Source organism: Microbacterium soli (assembly GCF_039539005.1).
In the GTDB taxonomy this organism is placed as follows: domain Bacteria; phylum Actinomycetota; class Actinomycetes; order Actinomycetales; family Microbacteriaceae; genus Microbacterium; species Microbacterium soli.
In genome coordinates, this window is sequence record NZ_BAABCP010000001.1 from 2,354,179 (window position 1) to 2,372,121 (window position 17,943).

At 69.4% G+C, this 17,943-nt stretch carries 21 protein-coding genes; 18 read left to right on the forward strand and 3 right to left on the reverse strand.

The features are described from left to right. Positions 1-6: 6 nt before the first annotated feature. Positions 7-693: a transcriptional repressor LexA gene (lexA, locus tag ABD770_RS11110; RefSeq protein WP_344819624.1), complete on the reverse strand. Its 687-nt coding sequence runs from the start codon at positions 691-693 to the stop codon at positions 7-9. Positions 694-997: 304 nt separating this feature from the next. On the opposite strand from lexA, the gene ABD770_RS11115 reads away from it, so the two are divergent. From ABD770_RS11115 to ABD770_RS11140, 6 genes are all read left to right on the forward strand, one after another. Further along, a complete protein-coding gene (locus ABD770_RS11115; RefSeq protein ID WP_344819625.1) occupies positions 998-1,396 on the forward strand; it encodes a LysM peptidoglycan-binding domain-containing protein in 399 nt (132 codons plus the stop codon). Positions 1,397-1,457: 61 nt separating this feature from the next. Continuing rightward, complete coding sequence (locus ABD770_RS11120) at positions 1,458-2,549, forward strand: histidinol-phosphate transaminase (protein WP_344819915.1); 1,092 nt, start codon at positions 1,458-1,460, stop codon at positions 2,547-2,549. After that, positions 2,546-3,169: an imidazoleglycerol-phosphate dehydratase HisB gene (gene hisB / locus ABD770_RS11125; protein ID WP_344819626.1), complete on the forward strand. Its 624-nt coding sequence runs from the start codon at positions 2,546-2,548 to the stop codon at positions 3,167-3,169. Before ABD770_RS11120 ends, hisB begins: the two co-directional genes overlap by 4 nt. Next, on the forward strand, positions 3,166-3,804 hold the full coding sequence (gene hisH / locus ABD770_RS11130; protein WP_344819627.1) for an imidazole glycerol phosphate synthase subunit HisH: 639 nt from the start codon (positions 3,166-3,168) through the stop codon (positions 3,802-3,804). The genes hisB and hisH overlap by 4 nt, the downstream gene beginning before the upstream one ends. Positions 3,805-3,906: 102 nt before the next feature. Further along, a complete protein-coding gene (gene priA, locus ABD770_RS11135) occupies positions 3,907-4,653 on the forward strand; it encodes a bifunctional 1-(5-phosphoribosyl)-5-((5-phosphoribosylamino)methylideneamino)imidazole-4-carboxamide isomerase/phosphoribosylanthranilate isomerase PriA (RefSeq protein WP_344819916.1) in 747 nt (248 codons plus the stop codon). Next, the gene (locus ABD770_RS11140) at positions 4,637-5,425 is read left to right on the forward strand and encodes an SseB family protein (protein ID WP_344819628.1); all 789 of its coding nucleotides are present in this window, start codon (positions 4,637-4,639) and stop codon (positions 5,423-5,425) included. The genes priA and ABD770_RS11140 overlap by 17 nt, the downstream gene beginning before the upstream one ends. A gap of 10 nt (positions 5,426-5,435) precedes the next feature. Here the strand turns inward: ABD770_RS11140 and ABD770_RS11145 are convergent, their stop codons facing one another. Next, positions 5,436-5,825, reverse strand: a complete 390-nt coding sequence (locus ABD770_RS11145) for a DUF1844 domain-containing protein (protein ID WP_344819629.1) — start codon at positions 5,823-5,825, stop codon at positions 5,436-5,438. 210 nt (positions 5,826-6,035) lie between these two features. On the opposite strand from ABD770_RS11145, the gene infC reads away from it, so the two are divergent. From infC to ABD770_RS11200, 11 genes are all read left to right on the forward strand, one after another. Next, positions 6,036-6,680 carry a translation initiation factor IF-3 gene (gene infC / locus ABD770_RS11150; RefSeq protein WP_344819630.1) on the forward strand — a complete coding sequence of 215 codons (645 nt, stop codon included), beginning with the start codon at positions 6,036-6,038 and terminating at the stop codon, positions 6,678-6,680. 86 nt (positions 6,681-6,766) lie between these two features. Continuing rightward, the gene (gene rpmI, locus ABD770_RS11155; protein WP_087133207.1) at positions 6,767-6,964 is read left to right on the forward strand and encodes a 50S ribosomal protein L35; all 198 of its coding nucleotides are present in this window, start codon (positions 6,767-6,769) and stop codon (positions 6,962-6,964) included. A 33-nt stretch (positions 6,965-6,997) separates the two neighbouring features. After that, the gene (gene rplT / locus ABD770_RS11160) at positions 6,998-7,384 is read left to right on the forward strand and encodes a 50S ribosomal protein L20 (protein ID WP_344819631.1); all 387 of its coding nucleotides are present in this window, start codon (positions 6,998-7,000) and stop codon (positions 7,382-7,384) included. An 84-nt stretch (positions 7,385-7,468) separates the two neighbouring features. Then, positions 7,469-8,275 carry a TrmH family RNA methyltransferase gene (locus ABD770_RS11165; RefSeq protein ID WP_344819632.1) on the forward strand — a complete coding sequence of 269 codons (807 nt, stop codon included), beginning with the start codon at positions 7,469-7,471 and terminating at the stop codon, positions 8,273-8,275. Positions 8,276-8,285: 10 nt separating this feature from the next. Then, positions 8,286-8,963 carry a response regulator transcription factor gene (locus ABD770_RS11170; RefSeq protein ID WP_344819633.1) on the forward strand — a complete coding sequence of 226 codons (678 nt, stop codon included), beginning with the start codon at positions 8,286-8,288 and terminating at the stop codon, positions 8,961-8,963. Between the two features lie 2 nt (positions 8,964-8,965). Further along, positions 8,966-10,342, forward strand: a complete 1,377-nt coding sequence (locus ABD770_RS11175) for a sensor histidine kinase (RefSeq protein WP_344819634.1) — start codon at positions 8,966-8,968, stop codon at positions 10,340-10,342. Continuing rightward, a complete protein-coding gene (locus ABD770_RS11180; protein ID WP_344819635.1) occupies positions 10,339-11,301 on the forward strand; it encodes a TAXI family TRAP transporter solute-binding subunit in 963 nt (320 codons plus the stop codon). Before ABD770_RS11175 ends, ABD770_RS11180 begins: the two co-directional genes overlap by 4 nt. Positions 11,302-11,467: 166 nt before the next feature. Then, positions 11,468-12,214, forward strand: coding sequence for an amino acid ABC transporter ATP-binding protein (locus ABD770_RS11185; RefSeq protein WP_425562754.1), 747 nt, complete (start codon positions 11,468-11,470; stop codon positions 12,212-12,214). A 45-nt stretch (positions 12,215-12,259) separates the two neighbouring features. Beyond that, positions 12,260-13,156: a glutamate ABC transporter substrate-binding protein gene (locus ABD770_RS11190; protein WP_344819636.1), complete on the forward strand. Its 897-nt coding sequence runs from the start codon at positions 12,260-12,262 to the stop codon at positions 13,154-13,156. Positions 13,157-13,219: 63 nt separating this feature from the next. After that, positions 13,220-13,876 (forward strand): amino acid ABC transporter permease, encoded by a 657-nt coding sequence (locus ABD770_RS11195; RefSeq protein ID WP_344819638.1) that lies wholly within the window; start codon positions 13,220-13,222, stop codon positions 13,874-13,876. Further along, the gene (locus ABD770_RS11200) at positions 13,873-14,793 is read left to right on the forward strand and encodes an amino acid ABC transporter permease (protein ID WP_344819640.1); all 921 of its coding nucleotides are present in this window, start codon (positions 13,873-13,875) and stop codon (positions 14,791-14,793) included. The genes ABD770_RS11195 and ABD770_RS11200 overlap by 4 nt, the downstream gene beginning before the upstream one ends. Before the next feature lie 97 nt (positions 14,794-14,890). On the opposite strand, the gene ABD770_RS11205 is transcribed toward ABD770_RS11200, so the two are convergent. Next, positions 14,891-16,423: a gluconokinase gene (locus ABD770_RS11205; protein ID WP_344819641.1), complete on the reverse strand. Its 1,533-nt coding sequence runs from the start codon at positions 16,421-16,423 to the stop codon at positions 14,891-14,893. 79 nt (positions 16,424-16,502) lie between these two features. Between ABD770_RS11205 and ABD770_RS11210 the strand changes: the two genes are divergently transcribed. Next, on the forward strand, positions 16,503-17,906 hold the full coding sequence (locus ABD770_RS11210) for a GntP family permease (protein ID WP_344819642.1): 1,404 nt from the start codon (positions 16,503-16,505) through the stop codon (positions 17,904-17,906). Positions 17,907-17,943: the final 37 nt, after the last annotated feature.

Genomic DNA, 17,943 nt, shown 5'->3' on the forward strand with positions numbered 1-17,943 from the left:
GCGGGCTCAGACCGCGCGAAGCACCGCCACGACCTTGCCCAGCACGACGGCCTCATCACCGAGGATCGGCTCGAAGGCGGAGTTGCGAGGCAGCAGCCAGGTGTGCCCGTCGCGGCGCCGGAACGTCTTCACGGTCGCCTCGCCGTCCAGCATGGCCGCGACGATCTCACCGTTCTCCGCGGTGTTCTGCGCGCGGATGACGACCCAGTCGCCGTCGCAGATGGCCGCGTCGATCATCGACTCGCCGTTGACCTTCAGCATGAACAGATCGCCCTTGCCGACGAGTTGCCGCGGCAGTGGGAAGATCTCCTCCACCTGCTGGTCGGCCGTGATCGGCACGCCCGCGGCGATCTGGCCGACCAATGGCACGAGGGCGGCGTCTCCGACCGCGGGAGCGGTGTCGGCGGGATTCTCCGTGCCGGTCCCGGGCAGATCGATGAGCACCTCCATGGCCCGTGTCTTGCCCGGATCGCGGCGCAGGTAGCCGCTCAGCTCCAGCTGGCCGAGCTGGTGCGTGACGCTGGAGAGCGACCTGAGCCCCACGGCATCGCCGATCTCGCGCATGCTGGGCGGGTAGCCGTGCTGGGCGATCGAGGTCTGGATGACCTCGAGGATCGCCTGCTGTTTCGCGCTGAGGCTCTTGCGCCGACGGGTGCGCGGCGGCTCGGATGCGGGGGCTGGCTGGTCGCTCATCGGTGCTCCTCCTGAATCGGCCGACCGGTGGGGACCGCTCCTTCGCGGACGTCCGGTTCGAATGTCGGTGGCCCGTGATGGGCTGTCGTCATCGAAACCGTATCCGATAATCGCCGGGAAACGGAAGATTCGTTCGAGCGTGTCGGCGTTGAACAAGATCCGGTTTCGAAGAATCCTTGACAGATGTTCGATATCGAAGATATATTCGGAACGTAGCTTCGCATCCGGCGTCCCCGGCCGGATGCCGGATGCGAAAGCTGCCCCACTCCCGCCGGACCTCGGCGGGCGGAGACAGGAGCCCCTCATGAGCACCATCAGCATCCAGAGCCCCGCGTTCGTCCGCGCCGCCGGTGTCGCGGTCGGCTCGCAGCGCAGCCGGACCGCGCGTGGCACGAGGCTCCGTCTGACCGTGCGCGGTCGTCGGGTGCTGGCGGCGATCGTCGCCGCTCCTCTCGTCGTCGGGATCGTGCTGTCGGTCCTCGCGGGAGGCACCGCACTCGCGTCGGCCCGCCTGAGCGAGCCGGTGCCCTTCCAGACGGTCTCCGTGCTGCCGGGGGATTCGCTGTGGTCCATCGCGGGCGAGATCGCCCCTGAGGTCGATCCGCGGGTGGTCATCGACGACATCGTGCGGCTGAACAACCTCAGCAGCGGCGCGATCCAGGCAGGCGCCGAACTGGCGATCCCGGCTCGGTACTCGCGCTGATCCCGGGTTCCTCACCGGGCGGGGCGTCATGCGCGCGAGACCCCGGGCGCTGCGCTCTACCATGGGAAGAGTGACCTCTCTCGACGAGCTGCCCCTCCGCGATGATCTTCGCGGACTCACCCCGTACGGTGCGCCACAGGCACCCCTGCCCGTGGCGCTCAACGTCAACGAGAACGCTCATCCAGTCCCGGAGGCGGTGATCGAGGACATCCTCGCCGACGTCGCCGTGGCGCTCGACGGCGTCAACCGATACCCCGACAGGGAATTCACCGGACTGCGGGAGGCGCTGGCCGACTATCTCGGCCACGGGCTCGCAGCCGACCAGATCTGGGCGGGCAACGGCTCCAACGAGGTGCTGCAGCACCTCATGCAGGCTTTCGCCGGCCCCGGCCGCACGGCGTTCGGCTTCGCACCCACCTACTCCATGTACCCGCTGATCACCCAGGGCACCGGTGCCACCTGGGTCGCCGGCACCCGAGAGGACGACTACCGCATCACCCCCGAGGACGCGGCGGCGCAGGTGGCCGCCGCGGATCCGGATGTCGTGCTGCTGTGCTCGCCGAACAACCCCACCGGCACACCGCTGGGCCTCGACGTCGTCGAAGCCGTGCACGACGCCGCCCGTGGGATCATCGTGGTCGACGAGGCCTATCAGGAGTTCGCCCCGAAGGATGCGGCCTCCGCACTGACGCTGCTGCCCGGCCGCCCCCGACTGGCCGTCTCCCGCACCATGAGCAAGGCCTTCGCCTTCGCCGGCGCGCGGGTGGGCTATCTCGCCGCGGACCCGGCGCTGATCGACGCGCTGCGGCTGGTGCGCCTGCCGTATCACCTCAGCGCCCTCACGCAGGCCGCCGCGACCGCCGCGCTGCGCAACTCCCGCACCATGCTGCGGATGGTCGACGAGATCGTCGAGCAGCGCGACCGCATCTCGGCCACACTGGAGGCGCTGGGCTACGCACCGCATCCGTCCTGGTCGAACTTCGTGCTGTTCGGCGGCGTCGACGACCCGAAGCACGTCTGGCAGGAGCTGTACGACCGCGGCGTGCTGATCCGCGACGTCGGCATCCCCGGCCACCTGCGGGTCACCGCGGGCACGGAGGCGGAGACCACGGCGTTCCTGGAGGCCCTCGCCTCGATAGGATCGGCTTCATGAGCGACCCCCGCAGCGCACGGCCCGTCCGGACCGCGAAGCGCACCCGCAGCACGTCGGAGTCCACGGTCGAGGTCGAGGTGAACCTCGACGGCACCGGCCGCAGCGACATCAGTACGTCCGTGCCGTTCTTCGACCACATGCTCACGGCATTCGCGAAGCACTCCCTGACCGACCTGACCGTCCGTGCCACCGGTGACACGCACATCGACGCGCACCACACCGTCGAGGACATCGCCATCGTCCTCGGTCAGGCGATCCGCGAGGCGCTCGGCGACAAGTCGGGCATCGGCCGATACGGTGACGCGCTGGTGCCGCTGGATGAGGCCCTGGCGCAGGCCGTCGTCGACATCTCCGGCCGTCCGTTCCTCGTGCACGACGGTGAGCCCGTCGGCTTCGAGATGCACCTCATCGGCGGCCACTTCACGGGTTCCCTCGTGCGCCACGTGTTCGAGGCCATCTCCTTCAACGCCGCGCTGACCGTGCACGTGCGCGTGCTGGGCGGGCGAGACCCGCACCACATCGCCGAGGCCGAGTTCAAGGCCTTCGCCCGTGCCTTCCGGCAGGCCAAGTCCCCGGATCCCCTCGTGGAGGGCATCCCATCGACCAAGGGCGCGCTGTGACCACGAGCCCGCGCGTCGTGGTCTTCGACTACGAGTCGGGCAACGTGCACTCCGCAGCCAAGGCCCTCGCGGCCGCCGGCGCCGAGGTCGAGCTCACCCGCGACCGCGACCGCGCGATCGAAGCCGACGGCCTCGTCGTCCCCGGCGTGGGAGCGTTCGCCGCGGTGCGGGACGCGCTGCTCGCGCACGGCGGCGATGAGATCATCGACCGGCGGTTGGCAGGAGGTCGCGCGGTCCTGGGCATCTGCGTCGGCATGCAGGTGCTGTTCGAGCGCGGTGTCGAGCGCGCACAGCCGGCCGAGGGTCTCGGGGAGTGGCCGGGGACGATCACCGAGCTGGAGGCGCCGGTGCTGCCGCACATGGGCTGGAACACCGTCGAGGCGGGCGTGGGCAGCGTGCTGTTCCGCGGCGTCGAGCAGGAGCGCTTCTACTTCGTGCACTCGTTCGCCGCCAAGAGCTGGGGGCTCGACGTGCAGGCGCCGTTCCCGCAGCCGACCCTGACCTGGGCCACGCACGGCGAGCGCTTCCTCGCGGCGGTGGAGAACGGACCGCTCTCCGCCACGCAGTTCCACCCGGAGAAGTCCGGTGATGCGGGCATCCGGCTCCTGACGAACTGGGTGGATGCACTGGCATGACCGGCCCGTCACGGCGAGACGCCCGTGTTGAACCGCGCCCGTGCGCGGACTAATCTCGATTCTCGTGTTCGCACGATGCGGATCCCCCGAACCAAGGACGTCATGAACGACTTCGCGCAGTCACCCTCGCTGATCCTCCTTCCCGCCGTGGATGTCGCCGGCGGCAAGGCCGTGCGCCTGACCCGCGGCGAGGCCGGCACCGAGACCAACTACGGCGATCCGATCGACGCGGCCGGCGAGTGGGTCGACCAGGGTGCGCAGTGGATCCACCTCGTGGACCTCGATGCCGCGTTCGGGCGCGGCAGCAACGCCGGCATCCTGCGCAAGGTCATCAAGCAGTACCGCGGGGTGAGCATCGAGCTCTCCGGCGGCATCCGCGACGATGCGAGCCTGGAGGACGCCCTGGAGTCCGGTGCGAACCGCATCAACCTCGGCACCGCCGCGCTGGAGAACCCCGAGTGGGCGGCCGACGTCATCAGCCGGTACGGCGAGGCCGTCGCGGTCGGCCTCGACGTGCGTGGCACGACCCTCGCCGCGCGCGGCTGGACCGAGGAGGGCGGCGACATCTGGGAGGTGCTGGAGCGCCTGGAGGACGCCGGGTGCAGCCGCTACGTCGTCACCGACGTCACGAAGGACGGCACCCTGCGCGGCCCGAACCTGGATCTGCTGCGCGAGATCACCTCCCGCACGCCCAAACCGGTCATCGCCTCCGGCGGCGTCTCCAGCCTCGACGACATCGCTGCGCTGCGAGACCTCGTCCCGCTGGGCGTGGAGGGGGCCATCGTCGGCAAGGCGCTCTACGCCGGGCAGTTCACCCTGGCGGAGGCGCTGGATGTCGCCGGCGACTGACGACGCCCGCCATCGCCCGAACACCGCGGACTCGGCGGGAGTCCCCTGGGCGGGGCGCCGCTTCGCTGAGAACCCCAACTCGGGTGACGACGGGTCCGCCGACCCCGTGCTGCTGCACGCGCTGCACGCCTTCCGCGCCGGGACGGGATCGCAGACCGCCGTGGCGGACGCCCTCCGCACGGCGCGTGTCCTCGTCCCGCTGGTCGCGGAGAAGGGCGACGAGGGGGTCGCGCCGAGCGGGCTGAGGGTCGACAAGACGCAGGAGCTCTCCATCGTCACCGTCGCCGCCCCGGACGGCAGGCGCGTGCAGCCCGCGTTCACCTCCGTGGACACCATGCGCAGCTGGGATGCCCGGGCGAGACCGATTCCCGTCGAGGCCATCCGCGTGGCGCTGTCCGCGGCGGGCGAGGAGACCGATCTGATCGTGCTGGACCCGGGGTCCGACACGGAGTTCGTGCTCCGCCGGCCCGCCGTGTGGGCCATCGCCCAGGGGCGGCCCTGGGAACCGAGCTTCCTCTCGCCCGAGGTGTTCGTGGCGCTGCGCGAGAGCATCGCGCACGAGATGGCCGTCATCGACGTGGCCGTGGCGGCGGGGGATCCGGATGCCAGGATGCGGGGCCCCGAGCTGATCGTGACGCTCGAGCTCATCGACGGCCTGAACCGCGAGACGCTGGACGCCGTGCTCGCGCGGCTCGCCCAGCGGTGGGCCGCCGACGACCGCATGGCGGTGCTGGTCGACTCGCTGACCGTGAAGCTCATCCGCTCGGCGTGATCCGCCGAAGTCAGGTGACCGGGCCGGTCCACTTCTCGCCGGGGCCCTTGCCGATCGGGTCCTGGATGGGGGAGGCCTCCCGGAAGGCCAGCTGAAGGGAGCGCAGGCCGTCGCGGAGCGGGCTGGCGTGCGCACTGCTGATCTCCGGCGCGCCGGCGGTGATGAGCCCGGCGAGCGCGTTGATGAGCTTGCGCGCCTCGTCGAGGTCGAGCTGCGCCTCCGGATCGTCGGCGAGGCCGAGCTTCACCGCGGCCGCGCTCATCAGGTGCACGGCCGTCGTGGTGATCACTTCGACGGCGGGGACATCGGCGATATCGCGTGTGGCGGTGGACGCCGCCGCCCGCTCCTGCTGCGCCCAGCGCTCGTGGCGGAGATCGGCCTGCTCGTCGGGAGTCGTCACTTCAGGGTGCTTTCTGGTAGACTTCTGCGGGCTCCGGAGCTTTCCGCTCCGGCACGAAAGAGGATTCATTCCCACCCGCGCTTGCCGTTCCAGGCTACCGGGTTCCGCGCCCCGCCGGATTCCGGTGGAAAGGGTGCGACAAGCCGGTGCTTCGCGCGTGCCGGCGGGTGGGGGGACTCCGATTTCGCCCGAGATGCACACCGCATCCCGGTGGCCGAAACCACGTCTAAGGAGTTCCGCATCAGCGATCCCCGTACCAATGAGCGCATCCGCGTCCCCGAGGTCCGCCTCGTCGGCCCCGCGGGTGAGCAGATCGGCGTCGTCCGCATCGAAGCGGCGCTGCGTCTGGCCCAGGAAGCAGACCTCGATCTCGTCGAGGTGGCCCCGAATTCCAAGCCGCCCGTGGTCAAGATCATGGACTACGGCAAGTTCAAGTACGAAGCCGCGCAGAAGGCGAAGGAAGCCCGTCGCAACCAGGCGAACACCATCCTCAAGGAGGTGCGGTTCCGCCTGAAGATCGAGGCGCACGACTACACGACCAAGCTCAAGCGCGCGGAGAACTTCCTCAAGTCCGGTGACAAGGTCAAGGCCATGATCCTGTTCCGCGGCCGCGAGCAGTCGCGTCCGGAGCAGGGCGTGCGCCTGCTCCGGAAATTCGCCGAGGACGTCGCCGAGTTCGGCACGGTCGAGTCGAATCCGACCATCGACGGACGCAACATGGTGATGGTCATCGCGCCGCTGAAGAACAAGTCCGAGGCCAAGGCCGAACAGAACGCGGCCCGCACCGCCCACAAGCAGGCGGTCCGGGATGCGAAGTCCGCTGCCGCGCACGCGAAGGACGACTCCGCGGCCTGAGCCGCCCGTACGCTCCCGCCATCGCCTCCACGGCAGGGCGGGTCATCCACCAGCATCCGAATGGATGCCACACGAAGGAAGAGAAGATGCCGAAGCAGAAGACCCACTCGGGGGCGAAGAAGCGCTTCAAGATCACCGGCAGCGGGAAGCTGAAGAAGCAGCAGGCCGGTATGCGCCACAACCTCGAGCACAAGTCGAGCCGCCGCACGCGTCGCCTGAACCAGGACCAGGTCCTCTCGAAGGCCGACACGAAGGTCGCGAACAAGCTCCTCGGCCGCGGCTGAGACCGACGAACGCACGAATAGGAATCCAGGAAAATGGCTAGAGTCAAGCGCGCGGTCAACGCGCACAAGAAGCGTCGCGTCGTCCTCGACCGCGCCTCGGGTTACCGCGGTCAGCGTTCGCGTCTGTACCGCAAGGCGAAGGAGCAGGTCACTCATTCCCTCGTCTACGCGTACCGCGATCGTCGCAAGCGCAAGGGCGACTTCCGTCGCCTGTGGATCCAGCGCATCAACGCCGCCGCCCGCCAGAACGGCATCACCTACAACCGGTTCATCCAGGGCCTCGGCCTCGCCGGCGTCCAGGTCGACCGTCGCATGCTCGCCGAGCTCGCGGTGACCGACGCGGCCGCGTTCGCATCGCTCGTGGAGACCGCGAAGAAGGCGCTCCCCTCGGACGTCAACGCTCCCAAGGCCGCCGCCTGAGCGGAATCCGAGCAGTCGGGAACGGGCGCCTCCCCCAGGGGGAGGCGCCCGTTCCGCGTCATGTGAGCACCCTAGACTGGGATCGTGCTCGAGAATCCCCGTTCACCCCGAGTCCGTGCCGTCGCCAAGCTCACCAAACGCAGCGCGCGCACCGAGACCGGGCTGTTCCTGCTGGAGGGGCCGCAGGCCGTCCGTGAGGCGCTGACGTGTCTGCCGCAGTCCATCGTGGAACTGTTCGCGACGCCGACGGCATGGGAGAAGCATGCCGATGTGCGCATGCTCGCCGGTGAGCGCGGCATCGACGTGCAGTACGTCACCGAGAGCGTGCTCGCGGCCATGGCAGACACCGTCACGCCCCAGGGGCTCGTCGCGGTTGCCCGTCAGACCCCCGCGTCCGTGCGCGACATCTTCGCGGCATCACCGCGGCTGATCGCGATCTGCGAGGAGGTGCGCGACCCCGGCAACCTCGGCACGATCGTCCGTGCGGCCGATGCCGCAGGGGCGGATGCCGTGGTGCTCACCGGCCGGACCGTGGACCCTTACAACCCCAAGGTCGTCCGCTCCACCACGGGCTCTCTGTTCCACCTGCCGCTGTCCGTGGGCGGCGAGCTGACGGACGTCGTCGAGCGTGCCCGTGCGGCGGGCATGCAGGTGCTGGCGGCGGACGTGAAGGGCGATGATCTGCTGCGGGCCCGCGCCGAGGGCGTCCTGGAGCGGCCCACCGCATGGCTGTTCGGCAACGAGGCCCGGGGGCTGGGCGATGACCTGCTGGCGCTGGCCGACCGTGCGCTGAGACTGCCGATCTACGGCAGGGCCGAGTCGCTCAACCTCGCCACCGCAGCCAGCGTGTGCCTGTACGAGAGCGCCTTCGCCCAGCGCGAGGGCCGATGAGCGTGATCCCGTGCGCATCCTGATCGTCGAGGACGACGACCGTGTCGCCGATGCCCTCGGCGCCTTCCTCAGCCGCTCGGGCTACGCGACGGTCCGTGCCGTCGACGGCGCACAGGCCTTGGAGCTGATCGGCTCGGACACCGAGCTCGTGCTGCTGGATCTCGGTCTGCCGGACATGGACGGCATCGACGTGTGCCGCCGGATCCGAGCGCAGAGCGGAGTGCCCGTCATCATCGCCACCGCGCGCAGCGAGGTCCAGGAGCGCATCCGGGGTCTGCGCGCGGGGGCCGACGACTTCGTCGTCAAGCCGTACGACGTACGGGAGCTGCTGGCGCGCATCGAGGCGGTCACCAGGCGGTTGCATCCGCTGGACGGGCTGGATGGGGCATCCGGCGACCGCGCACTGGTCGAGGTCGACGGAGTCAGCATCGATCTCGTCGCGCGCCGGGTGACCGTCGACGACGAGAACGTCGAGTTGACGCGGAAGGAGTTCGACATCGTCGCGGCACTGGCCAGGTATCCGGGCGTCGCCGTGCCCCGTGAACGGCTGATCCGCGAGGTGTGGAACACCGACTGGCAGAGCTTCGCCCGCTCGCTCGAGGTGCATGTCGCCTCCATCCGCCGCAAGATCGGCCGGCCCTCGCTGATCGAGACGGTCCGCGGCGTCGGGTACCGGCTGGAGGGCTGAGGATGCGACGTCGGCTCATCGTCGTGTTCCTGGTACCGCTGGTGCTCGTGCTGACCGTGCTCGGCGGAGGCTACGCGTGGAGCACGGCGCGGGGCGTGCAGCAGGAGTTCTACGCCGAGCAGCTCGGCGACCTCGGCTACTTCGTCACCACGGCGCGCCAGGCCCTGCTCACCGGCAGCAGCGACATGTTCGAGGGGGAGGTCCGCCGGTACCGGGAGCTCTACGGCACCCGGGTCATGGTGGTCGACCGCACCGGGCACGCCTGGGCCCCCCGGAGCGCGGACCCGATGCTGGATCGTCCCGAGGTGGACGCGCAGATCCGCCTCGCGCTCTCCGGTCGGCGCGGCGAGCTGCCGCAGAATGCACTGCCGTGGCAGTTCAGCGACCTCTCGCTCGTGGAGCCCGTGTTCGACGGCGGCGACGTCATCGGCGCGGTCGTGATGTCGGCGAGCGTCGACGTGCCGCGGGCCGAGATCGGTCGGCAGTGGTTTCTGATCGCCGCCGTTGCGGCTGTCGTGATCGCCGCGGGTCTGCTGATCGTGTTCCGCCTCGCCGGGTGGGTGCTGCGCCCGGTGCGCCGCCTGGATCGGGCGATGGAGGCCATCGAGCGCGGCGACATGGACGCACGGATCCGCGACGAGACCGGGCCGCCGGAGCTGCATCGGATGATCCTGATGTTCAACAGGATGGCCGATGAGATCGAGCGGGTCGTGGCCAGGCAGCAGGAGTTCGCGCTGAACGCCTCGCACGAGCTGCGCAACCCCCTCAACGCCCTGCTGCTGCGGGTGGAGGTACTCGCGGCCGACGTGGGGGCTGCCGGCGCAGCCGATGTGGAGAAGATCCGCGAAGAGGGGGAGCGGATGACCCGCATCCTCGACACGCTGCTGGGCTTCGCCCGCGGATCCGTGAGCGAGTCCGACTTCGAGGATGTCGACTTGACGGCACTGGTCGCGCGTCGTTCACGGGCGTGGCAGGATGTGGCGGCCCGGAAGGCGATCGTCTTCACCGTCGACGGGGGCGGCCCTATCCTGAGCCATGTGGACGAGGCAGTCGTGGAGAGTGCGCTGGACGCCGTGATCGACAACGCCGTCAAGTTCTCGCCGCACGGCGGGCGCGTCGAGCTGAGCGTGCGTCCGAGCGACGAGCGCACGCGCATCGTCGTGCGCGATCATGGCCCGGGAATGGAAGCGGAGGAGCTCGAGCAGGCGGCTGACAGGTTCTGGCGCAGTACCCGGAACCAGAACATCCCCGGATCCGGACTGGGCCTCGCGATCGCCATGGATCTCCTGCGCTCCGTGGGCGGACGGCTGGCGGTCCAGTCCCCGCAGGGCGGCGGACTGAGCGTGATCTTCGATCTTCCGGGGGCGAATCCGCGATGAGGAGATCCGCACGCCTGCTGGTCGCCCTGCTCGCCGCCTCGGCGGTGCTGCTGAGCCTGGTGTCGTGCGCGCCGGACCGGCCGGCATGGGCGCAGCGTCCGCTGCGGATCGCGGGCGGGGGCGCCGCCGGCGTGTATCACGACTACGGGGCGGGTCTGGTCGAGGTGCTCTCACGGGACTTCGACATGGATGCCGAGGTCATCGAGACCAACGGTTCGGTCGACAACCTGCGTCTCATCGGCGAAGGATCCGCCCAGCTGGGCTTCGCGCAGAGCGATGCCGTCGCGGATGCCGTCACCGGGACGGGCGACTTCGACGCCCCGCTCCCGATCCGTGCCGTCGCCCGGCTGTATGACGAGTACGTGCATGTCGTCGTGCGGGCGGACTCGGGCATCCGGGACATCTCCGATCTCGCCGGGCGCACCGTCTCCCTCGGCGGTCAGGGCTCCGGGGTGAGCGTGGTCGCACGTCGCGTGCTGGAGGCCTCCGATGTGCCCGTCGACGCCGTGCACGACGCGGGGCTCGGCCTGGACGCCTCCATCCTCGCCCTGGTGGACTCCCGCATCGACGCGCTGTTCTGGGTCGGCGGGCTGCCGACCCCGGGCGTCCTGGGATTGGCGGAGCGCACGCCCATCCGTCTGCTGTCGATCGATGCCGACGTGGTGGCCAGGGCGGATGCCGTGCACGCGGGCGTGTACCGCTCCGCGGAGTTCCCGGTGGGAATGTACGGCAGCGACGAGCCGACGCTGGCGATGACCGTGCCGAACTACCTGGTCACGGCGGAGCAGGTCCCCGACGACCTGGTGCGGGACGTGCTGGCGGAACTGTTCCGCACCAGTACGGAGATCTCCCGGAACGTGCCCACGGCGGCGCTGTTGGATCGTCGGCTGGCGATCTTCACCGACCCGATCATGCTGCACCCCGGCGCGGAGGAGTACTACCGTCGGGCCCGTCGCTGACCTGCGGTGGAGGCAGCTCGCGGGCTGCCCGTCGCACACTCAAGAAACACTCAAGAGCCTGGCCCGCACCGTGGCGGGTGCCTAGCCTGAGGGGGTCAGCGGTTTCGACGGGGATCCCCGACAGCTTCGGTGCTCCCCATGACCGGCAGGTTCTGAGGGAGGCAGCATGAGCACAGCCGAGTCGCTGGTCGTCGTCGAGAACGTCCAGAAGCACTATGGCGAGTTCCACGCGCTCAAGGACGTCAATCTCACCGTCGAGCGGGGTGAGGTCGTCGTCGTCATCGGCCCCTCCGGTTCCGGCAAGTCCACGCTGTGCCGCACGATCAACCGGCTGGAGACCATCACCAGCGGTTCGATCAGGATCGACGGCGAACCGTTGCCTGCCGAGGGCAGAGCGCTCGCCAGGCTGCGCGCCGAGGTCGGCATGGTGTTCCAGTCGTTCAACCTCTTCGCGCACCTCACGATCCTCGAGAACGTCACGCTCGGCCCGATCAGGGTGCGCGGCGTGAAGAAGGCCGACGCCGAGAAGGAGGCCATGGCGCTCCTGGAGCGCGTGGGCGTCGCTCAGCAGGCGCAGAAGCTGCCCGCTCAGCTCTCCGGAGGACAGCAGCAGCGCGTCGCCATCGCCCGCGCCCTGGCCATGCACCCCAAGGTCATGCTCTTCGACGAGCCCACCAGCGCCCTGGACCCCGAGATGATCAACGAGGTCCTCGACGTCATGGTCGAGCTCGCCAAGGAGGGCATGACGATGATCGTCGTCACCCATGAGATGGGCTTCGCGCGGAAGGCCGCCAATCGCGTGGTCTTCATGGCCGACGGCCAGATCGTCGAGGAGGCGGCGCCCGAGGAGTTCTTCACCAACCCGAAGAGCGATCGGGCCAAGGACTTCCTCTCCAAGCTCCTCACCCACTGAGCACCCATCCCTGTACCACCAACACAGCAAGCAAGGAGATCCCTCATGCGACGCACCAAGATCCTGGCAGCCGCAGGCATCGCCACCACCGCTCTTCTCGCCCTCACGGCGTGCAACAGCGGCAGTCCGAACACGCCCGCCGGAGGCGACGCGCCCGAGCCGGAGGTCGCCGAAGACGTGGCGCTGGAGGGCAGCCCCACCTACGACGCCATGGTGGAGCGCGGCGGACCGATCATCGGTGTGAAGGAGGACCAGCCCAACCTCGGCTTCCTCGACGCCACCACCGGTGAGCGCAGCGGCTTCGACATCGACATCGCCCGCTGGATCGCCGCCGAGCTCGGATTCTCCGAGGACGACATCACCTACGAGCCCATCGCCTCCGCCAACCGTGAGCAGGCACTGGTCAACGGCGACATCGACTACTACGTCGGCACGTACTCGATCACCGACAACCGCAAGGAGCAGATCGACTTCGCCGGTCCCTACTTCGTGACCGGCCAGGGCTTCCTCGTCTCCGCCGACAGCGACATGACCGAGGTGACCGACGTCTCCGACTTCAACGGCATGACCGTGTGCTCGGCGACCGGCTCCACGCCGATCCAGAACATCAAGGACAACTACCCCGAGATCGCCACCGAGGAGTACGACATCTACTCGGCGTGCGTCGACGACCTGCTCAACGGCAAGGTCGACGCCGTGACGACGGACGCCGCGATCCTCATCGGGTACGCCGCGCAGTACCCCGACGAGCTCAAGGTGCTGGACGGCCTGTTCACCGAGGAGCGCTACGGCGTGGGCATCCCCAAGGGCGACACCGCCCTGCAGGAGTTCATCAACACGCTGTTCACCGACGGCCACGACACCTGGCAGGAGATCTTCGACGCGACGCTGGGCCGCTCCGGCATCACGGTCGAGCAGCCGGCGGTCGACCCGGTCGGCTGACACTCGAGCAGCGGGGGACCGGCGGCATCCGGTCCCCCGCCCCACCTGACGGAAGGAGGGCGCATGGACGCCATCTTCGGCAACCTCGACCTCTGGGGCGAGGGCATCACCTACACACTGCTGGTGTTCGTCTTCGGCGGGCTGATCGCGCTCGTGCTGGGCACGATCATCGGGGCGATGCGCGTCTCGCCCGTGCCGATCGCCCGCGCCGTCGGGACGGCGTACGTCAACCTCGTGCGCAACACCCCGCTCACGCTGGTCTTCTTCTTCTTCGTCTTCGGGTACAGCGCGCTGGCGCTGCCCAAGCTCTCCAACACCGTGCTGGGCATCATGGCGATCGGCGTGTACACGGCGACCTACGTCGCCGAGACCCTGCGGGCCGGCATCAACACCGTCCCGGTCGGTCAGGCCGAGGCCGCCCGCGCGATCGGACTCCCGTTCGGCCAGGTGATGACGCAGGTGGTGCTGCCGCAGGCGTTCCGCTCCGTCGTCCCGCCGATGATGAGCGTGTTCATCGCCCTGCTGAAGAACACCACCGTCGCCGCCGGATTCTCCGTCGCCGTGCTGCCTCAGCTGCAGTCCACGATCTCCAACTCGCACAACCGCACCGGCACCCCCATGGAGGTGCTGCTGTGGGTGGCGCTGATCTTCGTCGCACTGGTGATGCTGCTGACCTGGCTGCAGCGCACCCTCGAGAACCGCTGGAGGATCGCGCGATGACTTCCGTCCTCTACGATGTCCCGGGCCCCCGGGCCCGCCGGCGCAACAGCATCCTCGCCGTGCTGACCGTCGCGGTCGTGATCGCCGCGATCGCCTTCGTGATCTGGCGGTTCGCGCTGACCGGGCAGTTCACCGCCGAGAAGTGGTACGTCTTCACCTTCACGACGGTGTGGACGTCCATCGGCGAGATGCTGCTGAACACACTCTCGGCGTTCGCGCTGGCCGCCGTGCTCAGCCTCGCGCTCGGCTTCGTGCTGGCCATCGGGCGGCTCTCCGACCACGCCTGGGTGCGCATCCCCGCGATGGTGATCACGGAGCTGTTCCGGGCGATCCCGGTGCTCGTGTTCATGATGATCATGTACTACGGGCTCCCATCGCTGGGCTTCAAGGTGAGCCCGTACTGGGCGGTCGTGATCGCTCTCATGGTCTACAACGGCTCGGTGCTCGCCGAGGCGCTGCGCGCGGGGATCGAATCACTGCCCAAGGGGCAGAAGGAGGCCGGCTACGCGATCGGCCTGCGCAAGAGCGGCGTGATGATCCTGATCCTGCTGCCGCAGGCGATCCGAGCGATGCTGCCGGTGATCGTCGCGCAACTCGTCGTCGCGATGAAGGACACCGCTCTGGGGTTCATCATCACGTACCATGAACTCCTCTACTACGCCAAGCTGCTGAGCTCGCAGCAGGGGCGTCCCATTCTTCAGTCGGCACTGATCATCGGTGGAATATACATCGTGATGTGCCTGATACTCTCCGGCGTGGCCAAGTGGCTGGAGGAGCGGTCTCGCCGGGCGCCGAAACTGGGGGGCGGCGCAGCTGACGCGGGTCATGACCCGCGTACGCATGAGGGGTCGACGGTCACCGAGCTGATCGCGACCCAGCAGTCCGGGGGGAAGAACGGCGGAGCAGCGGGGCTCTGACTCCGTCCGGCGCCGGGAGAGGGCACGCACTCGGGGGAGAGTGCCCTCTCCCGGCGCATCTCCCCCGTCGAGGCCCCGGGGTGCCGCAGACCGTGGCTCAGCCCGTGATGACGGCGTCGTAGACGCTGTCGAAGCGGGCGCGCAGGTCGTCGAAGTACGGCCGTTGCGCGGGATCGGGCACCGTGAGGCCCGTCTGCGGGATCGTCGCGAGCGGCCGATCGGGTTGCAGCACCGACAGCGCGAACGCCGCGGCGCCGCGCATCGTCATGCGCTTGACGTCCACGACCTGGACGGGGAATCCCAGGGCGTTCGAGACGGGGACCATGAACGACGGGTACGCGCCGGTCACGCCGCCGGAGGCGATGACGCGCGTGATGCCCGGATCCACCTCGAGCAGCTGCTCGAACACGCGGGCGTAGGACACCGCGATGCCCTCCGCCGCGCCGCGCCACAGCTCCCTCGGGCCGGAGGACGAGGACACGCCGGTCAGCACGGCCCGCGCCTCGCCCGCCCATCCCGTGGAGCGCTCGCCGGTGAGGAAGGGCAGCACGAGTGGCGTGCCCTCGGATGGCTCCGCACGCAGCAGCTCGTCGATCTCCTCGTAGGACAGCGGCGCCAGAGTGCCCTGCAGCCACAGGGTGACACGGCCGACGTCGTTGAGCGCACCGCCCACGATCGACTGCGTGCGCGAGACCCGGTACGCCCACAGGCCCGCGGGCAGCTCGTCCGGGGTGCCGTCGACGATGACACGGATCGCGCCCGAGGTCGCGGCGGACAGGGCTGCGGCGGCGGGGCTGTCCGCTCCCACACCGAGATTCGACGCGAAGCCGTCGGGGACGGCCGGGAACCAGGCCGCGCCCTGCAGCGCCGGCCAGCGGGTGAGCGCTGGGGCGGACACCTCGGTGATGGGCTCGTCGGGGTCGATGATCGGCGCGAACCTGCTGCGGTCCACGCCCACGGCGGCCAGGAGCTCCTCGTCGAGCTCGCAGGTGTGCCGGTTCAGGATGCCGGCCCACGCCATCGTCGAGGTCGCGGCGCCCTCGATGCCCGCCAGCCTGGCGTACACGTACTCGCCGAGCGAGAGGAACTTCGCCGTCTTCGCGAAGACCTCGGGGAACTCGTCCCGCAGCCACAGCAGCCGCGGGGGATGGTAGCTCGTGTGCAGCCGCGTGCCGGTGCGCTGGTGCACGGCGGTCTCGTCCAGCTGCGACCGCAGCCGGGCCAGCTGCGCCCAGGATCGGGAATCGGCGTACGTGAAGCACGGGGTCAGCGCATCGCCGGCCTCGTCCACGCACACCAGTGAGGAGGCGAAGGTGTCCATGACGACGGCCCTGACCAGTCCCGGCCCGATCCCCGTCAGTGCGCCGTCGATGACCTCGGCGACCTCGCGCACCACCTGATCGGCATCCACCTCCGCCGTGCCGTCGGCCGCTTCGACGAACGCGTGCTCGGCCTTGAACAGGTGCTTCTTGACCGGGCGGGCGTAGGCGTCGTAGAGGCATCCGCGGGTCGATCCCGAGCCGATGTCGATCGCCAGCACGTACGGCGCCGGTGCGGCATCGAGCGGGATGCTCTGCGTCGTGGGGATGCTCTCGTCCGTCATATTCGGGTACCTCGTCCTGTCTTCCATCCCCGAAGATCCTACTGGCGAGTAACGTGACCGGGGCGACCGCATGACCACAGCACGGCCGCGGAATCAGGAGCTGCACATGAATGCGCTGTCAGCGCCGACCCCCGTGATCCACGGGGTGCTCGCCGCGGCCACCACCCCGGCGGCGGGCACCCCGCAACTGATCACGGCCGCCGTCGTCTCGATCGCGCTGATCATCGTGCTGATCGTCTGGGTGAAGATGCATCCGTTCTTCGCCCTCATGCTCGGCGCCGCCGTGATGGCCGTCACGGCCGACATGGGCTTCGAGAACGCCTTCGGCTCCTTCTCGAAGGGGCTCGGCGAGACGGTCGGCGGCGTCGGCGTGCTGATCGTCCTGGGTGCGGTCATCGGCCGGTTCCTCACCGAATCCGGGGGTGCCGATGAGATCGTCGACACCATCCTCGCCAAGACCCCCCTCCAGCGACTGGGCTGGGCGATGGCGCTCGCCGCCTTCATCGTCGGCATCCCGCTGTTCTTCGAGGTCGGCGTCGTGCTGCTCATCCCGATCGTCATGCTGGCGGCCAAGCGCGCGAGGCTCCCTGTCGTGCTGATCGGCATCCCCGCGCTCGCCGGACTGTCGGCGCTGCACGGATTCGTGCCGCCGCACCCCGGCCCGCTCATCGCGATCGACGCGCTGCATGCCGATCTCGGGCTCACCCTCGGCCTCGGGCTGCTGGTCGCCGTTCCCGCCGTCGCGGTGGCCGGTCCTCTGATCTCGAAGCCGATGGCCCGCTGGGTCCCGGTGATGGCCTCCGACACGCTGCTGGCACCGGTCGGAGAGCGCGAGCAGGGACGTCGCCCCGCCTTCGGCGTCGCGCTCTCCGTCGTGCTGCTGCCGGTCGTGCTGATGCTGCTGATGACGGTGGTCAAGTCCGTGGGGCTGGTGGGGAGTCCGATCGGCCAGATCCTGATCTGGATCGGCACCCCGCTGCAGGCCCTGCTGATCACGTCGCTGTACGCCATGATCGTGCTGGGCACCGCGCTCGGACGCTCCATGGGCGAAGTCGCGAAGATCACCGGCGAGTCGTTCGCCCCCATCGCCTCGATCCTGCTCATCGTCGGCGCGGGCGGCGGTTTCAAGCAGACGCTGGTCGACTCCGGCGTCGGAGAGGTCATCGGCAACGGGATCGCCGGATCGGGGATGCCGCTGCTGCTGGCCGGCTGGATCGTCGCGGTGCTCATCCGCCTGGCCACGGGCTCGGCGACGGTGGCCACCATCACCGCCGCCGGCATCATGGCCCCGCTGGTCGGGGACCTCAGCAGCACGCACGTCGCGCTCATGGTCCTCGTGATCGGTGCGGGCTCCGTGTTCCTCTCGCACGTCAACGACGCGGGCTTCTGGCTCGTCAAGGAGTACTTCGGCCTCACCGTCGGGCAGACCTTCAAGACATGGAGCCTCATGGAGTGCGCGGTCTCCGTCGTCGGACTGGTGGGCGCCCTGGTGCTGGGCCTGATCATCTGAGCCGTCCACCGGGCGGGGCCCTGCTCCCGCCCCGGTA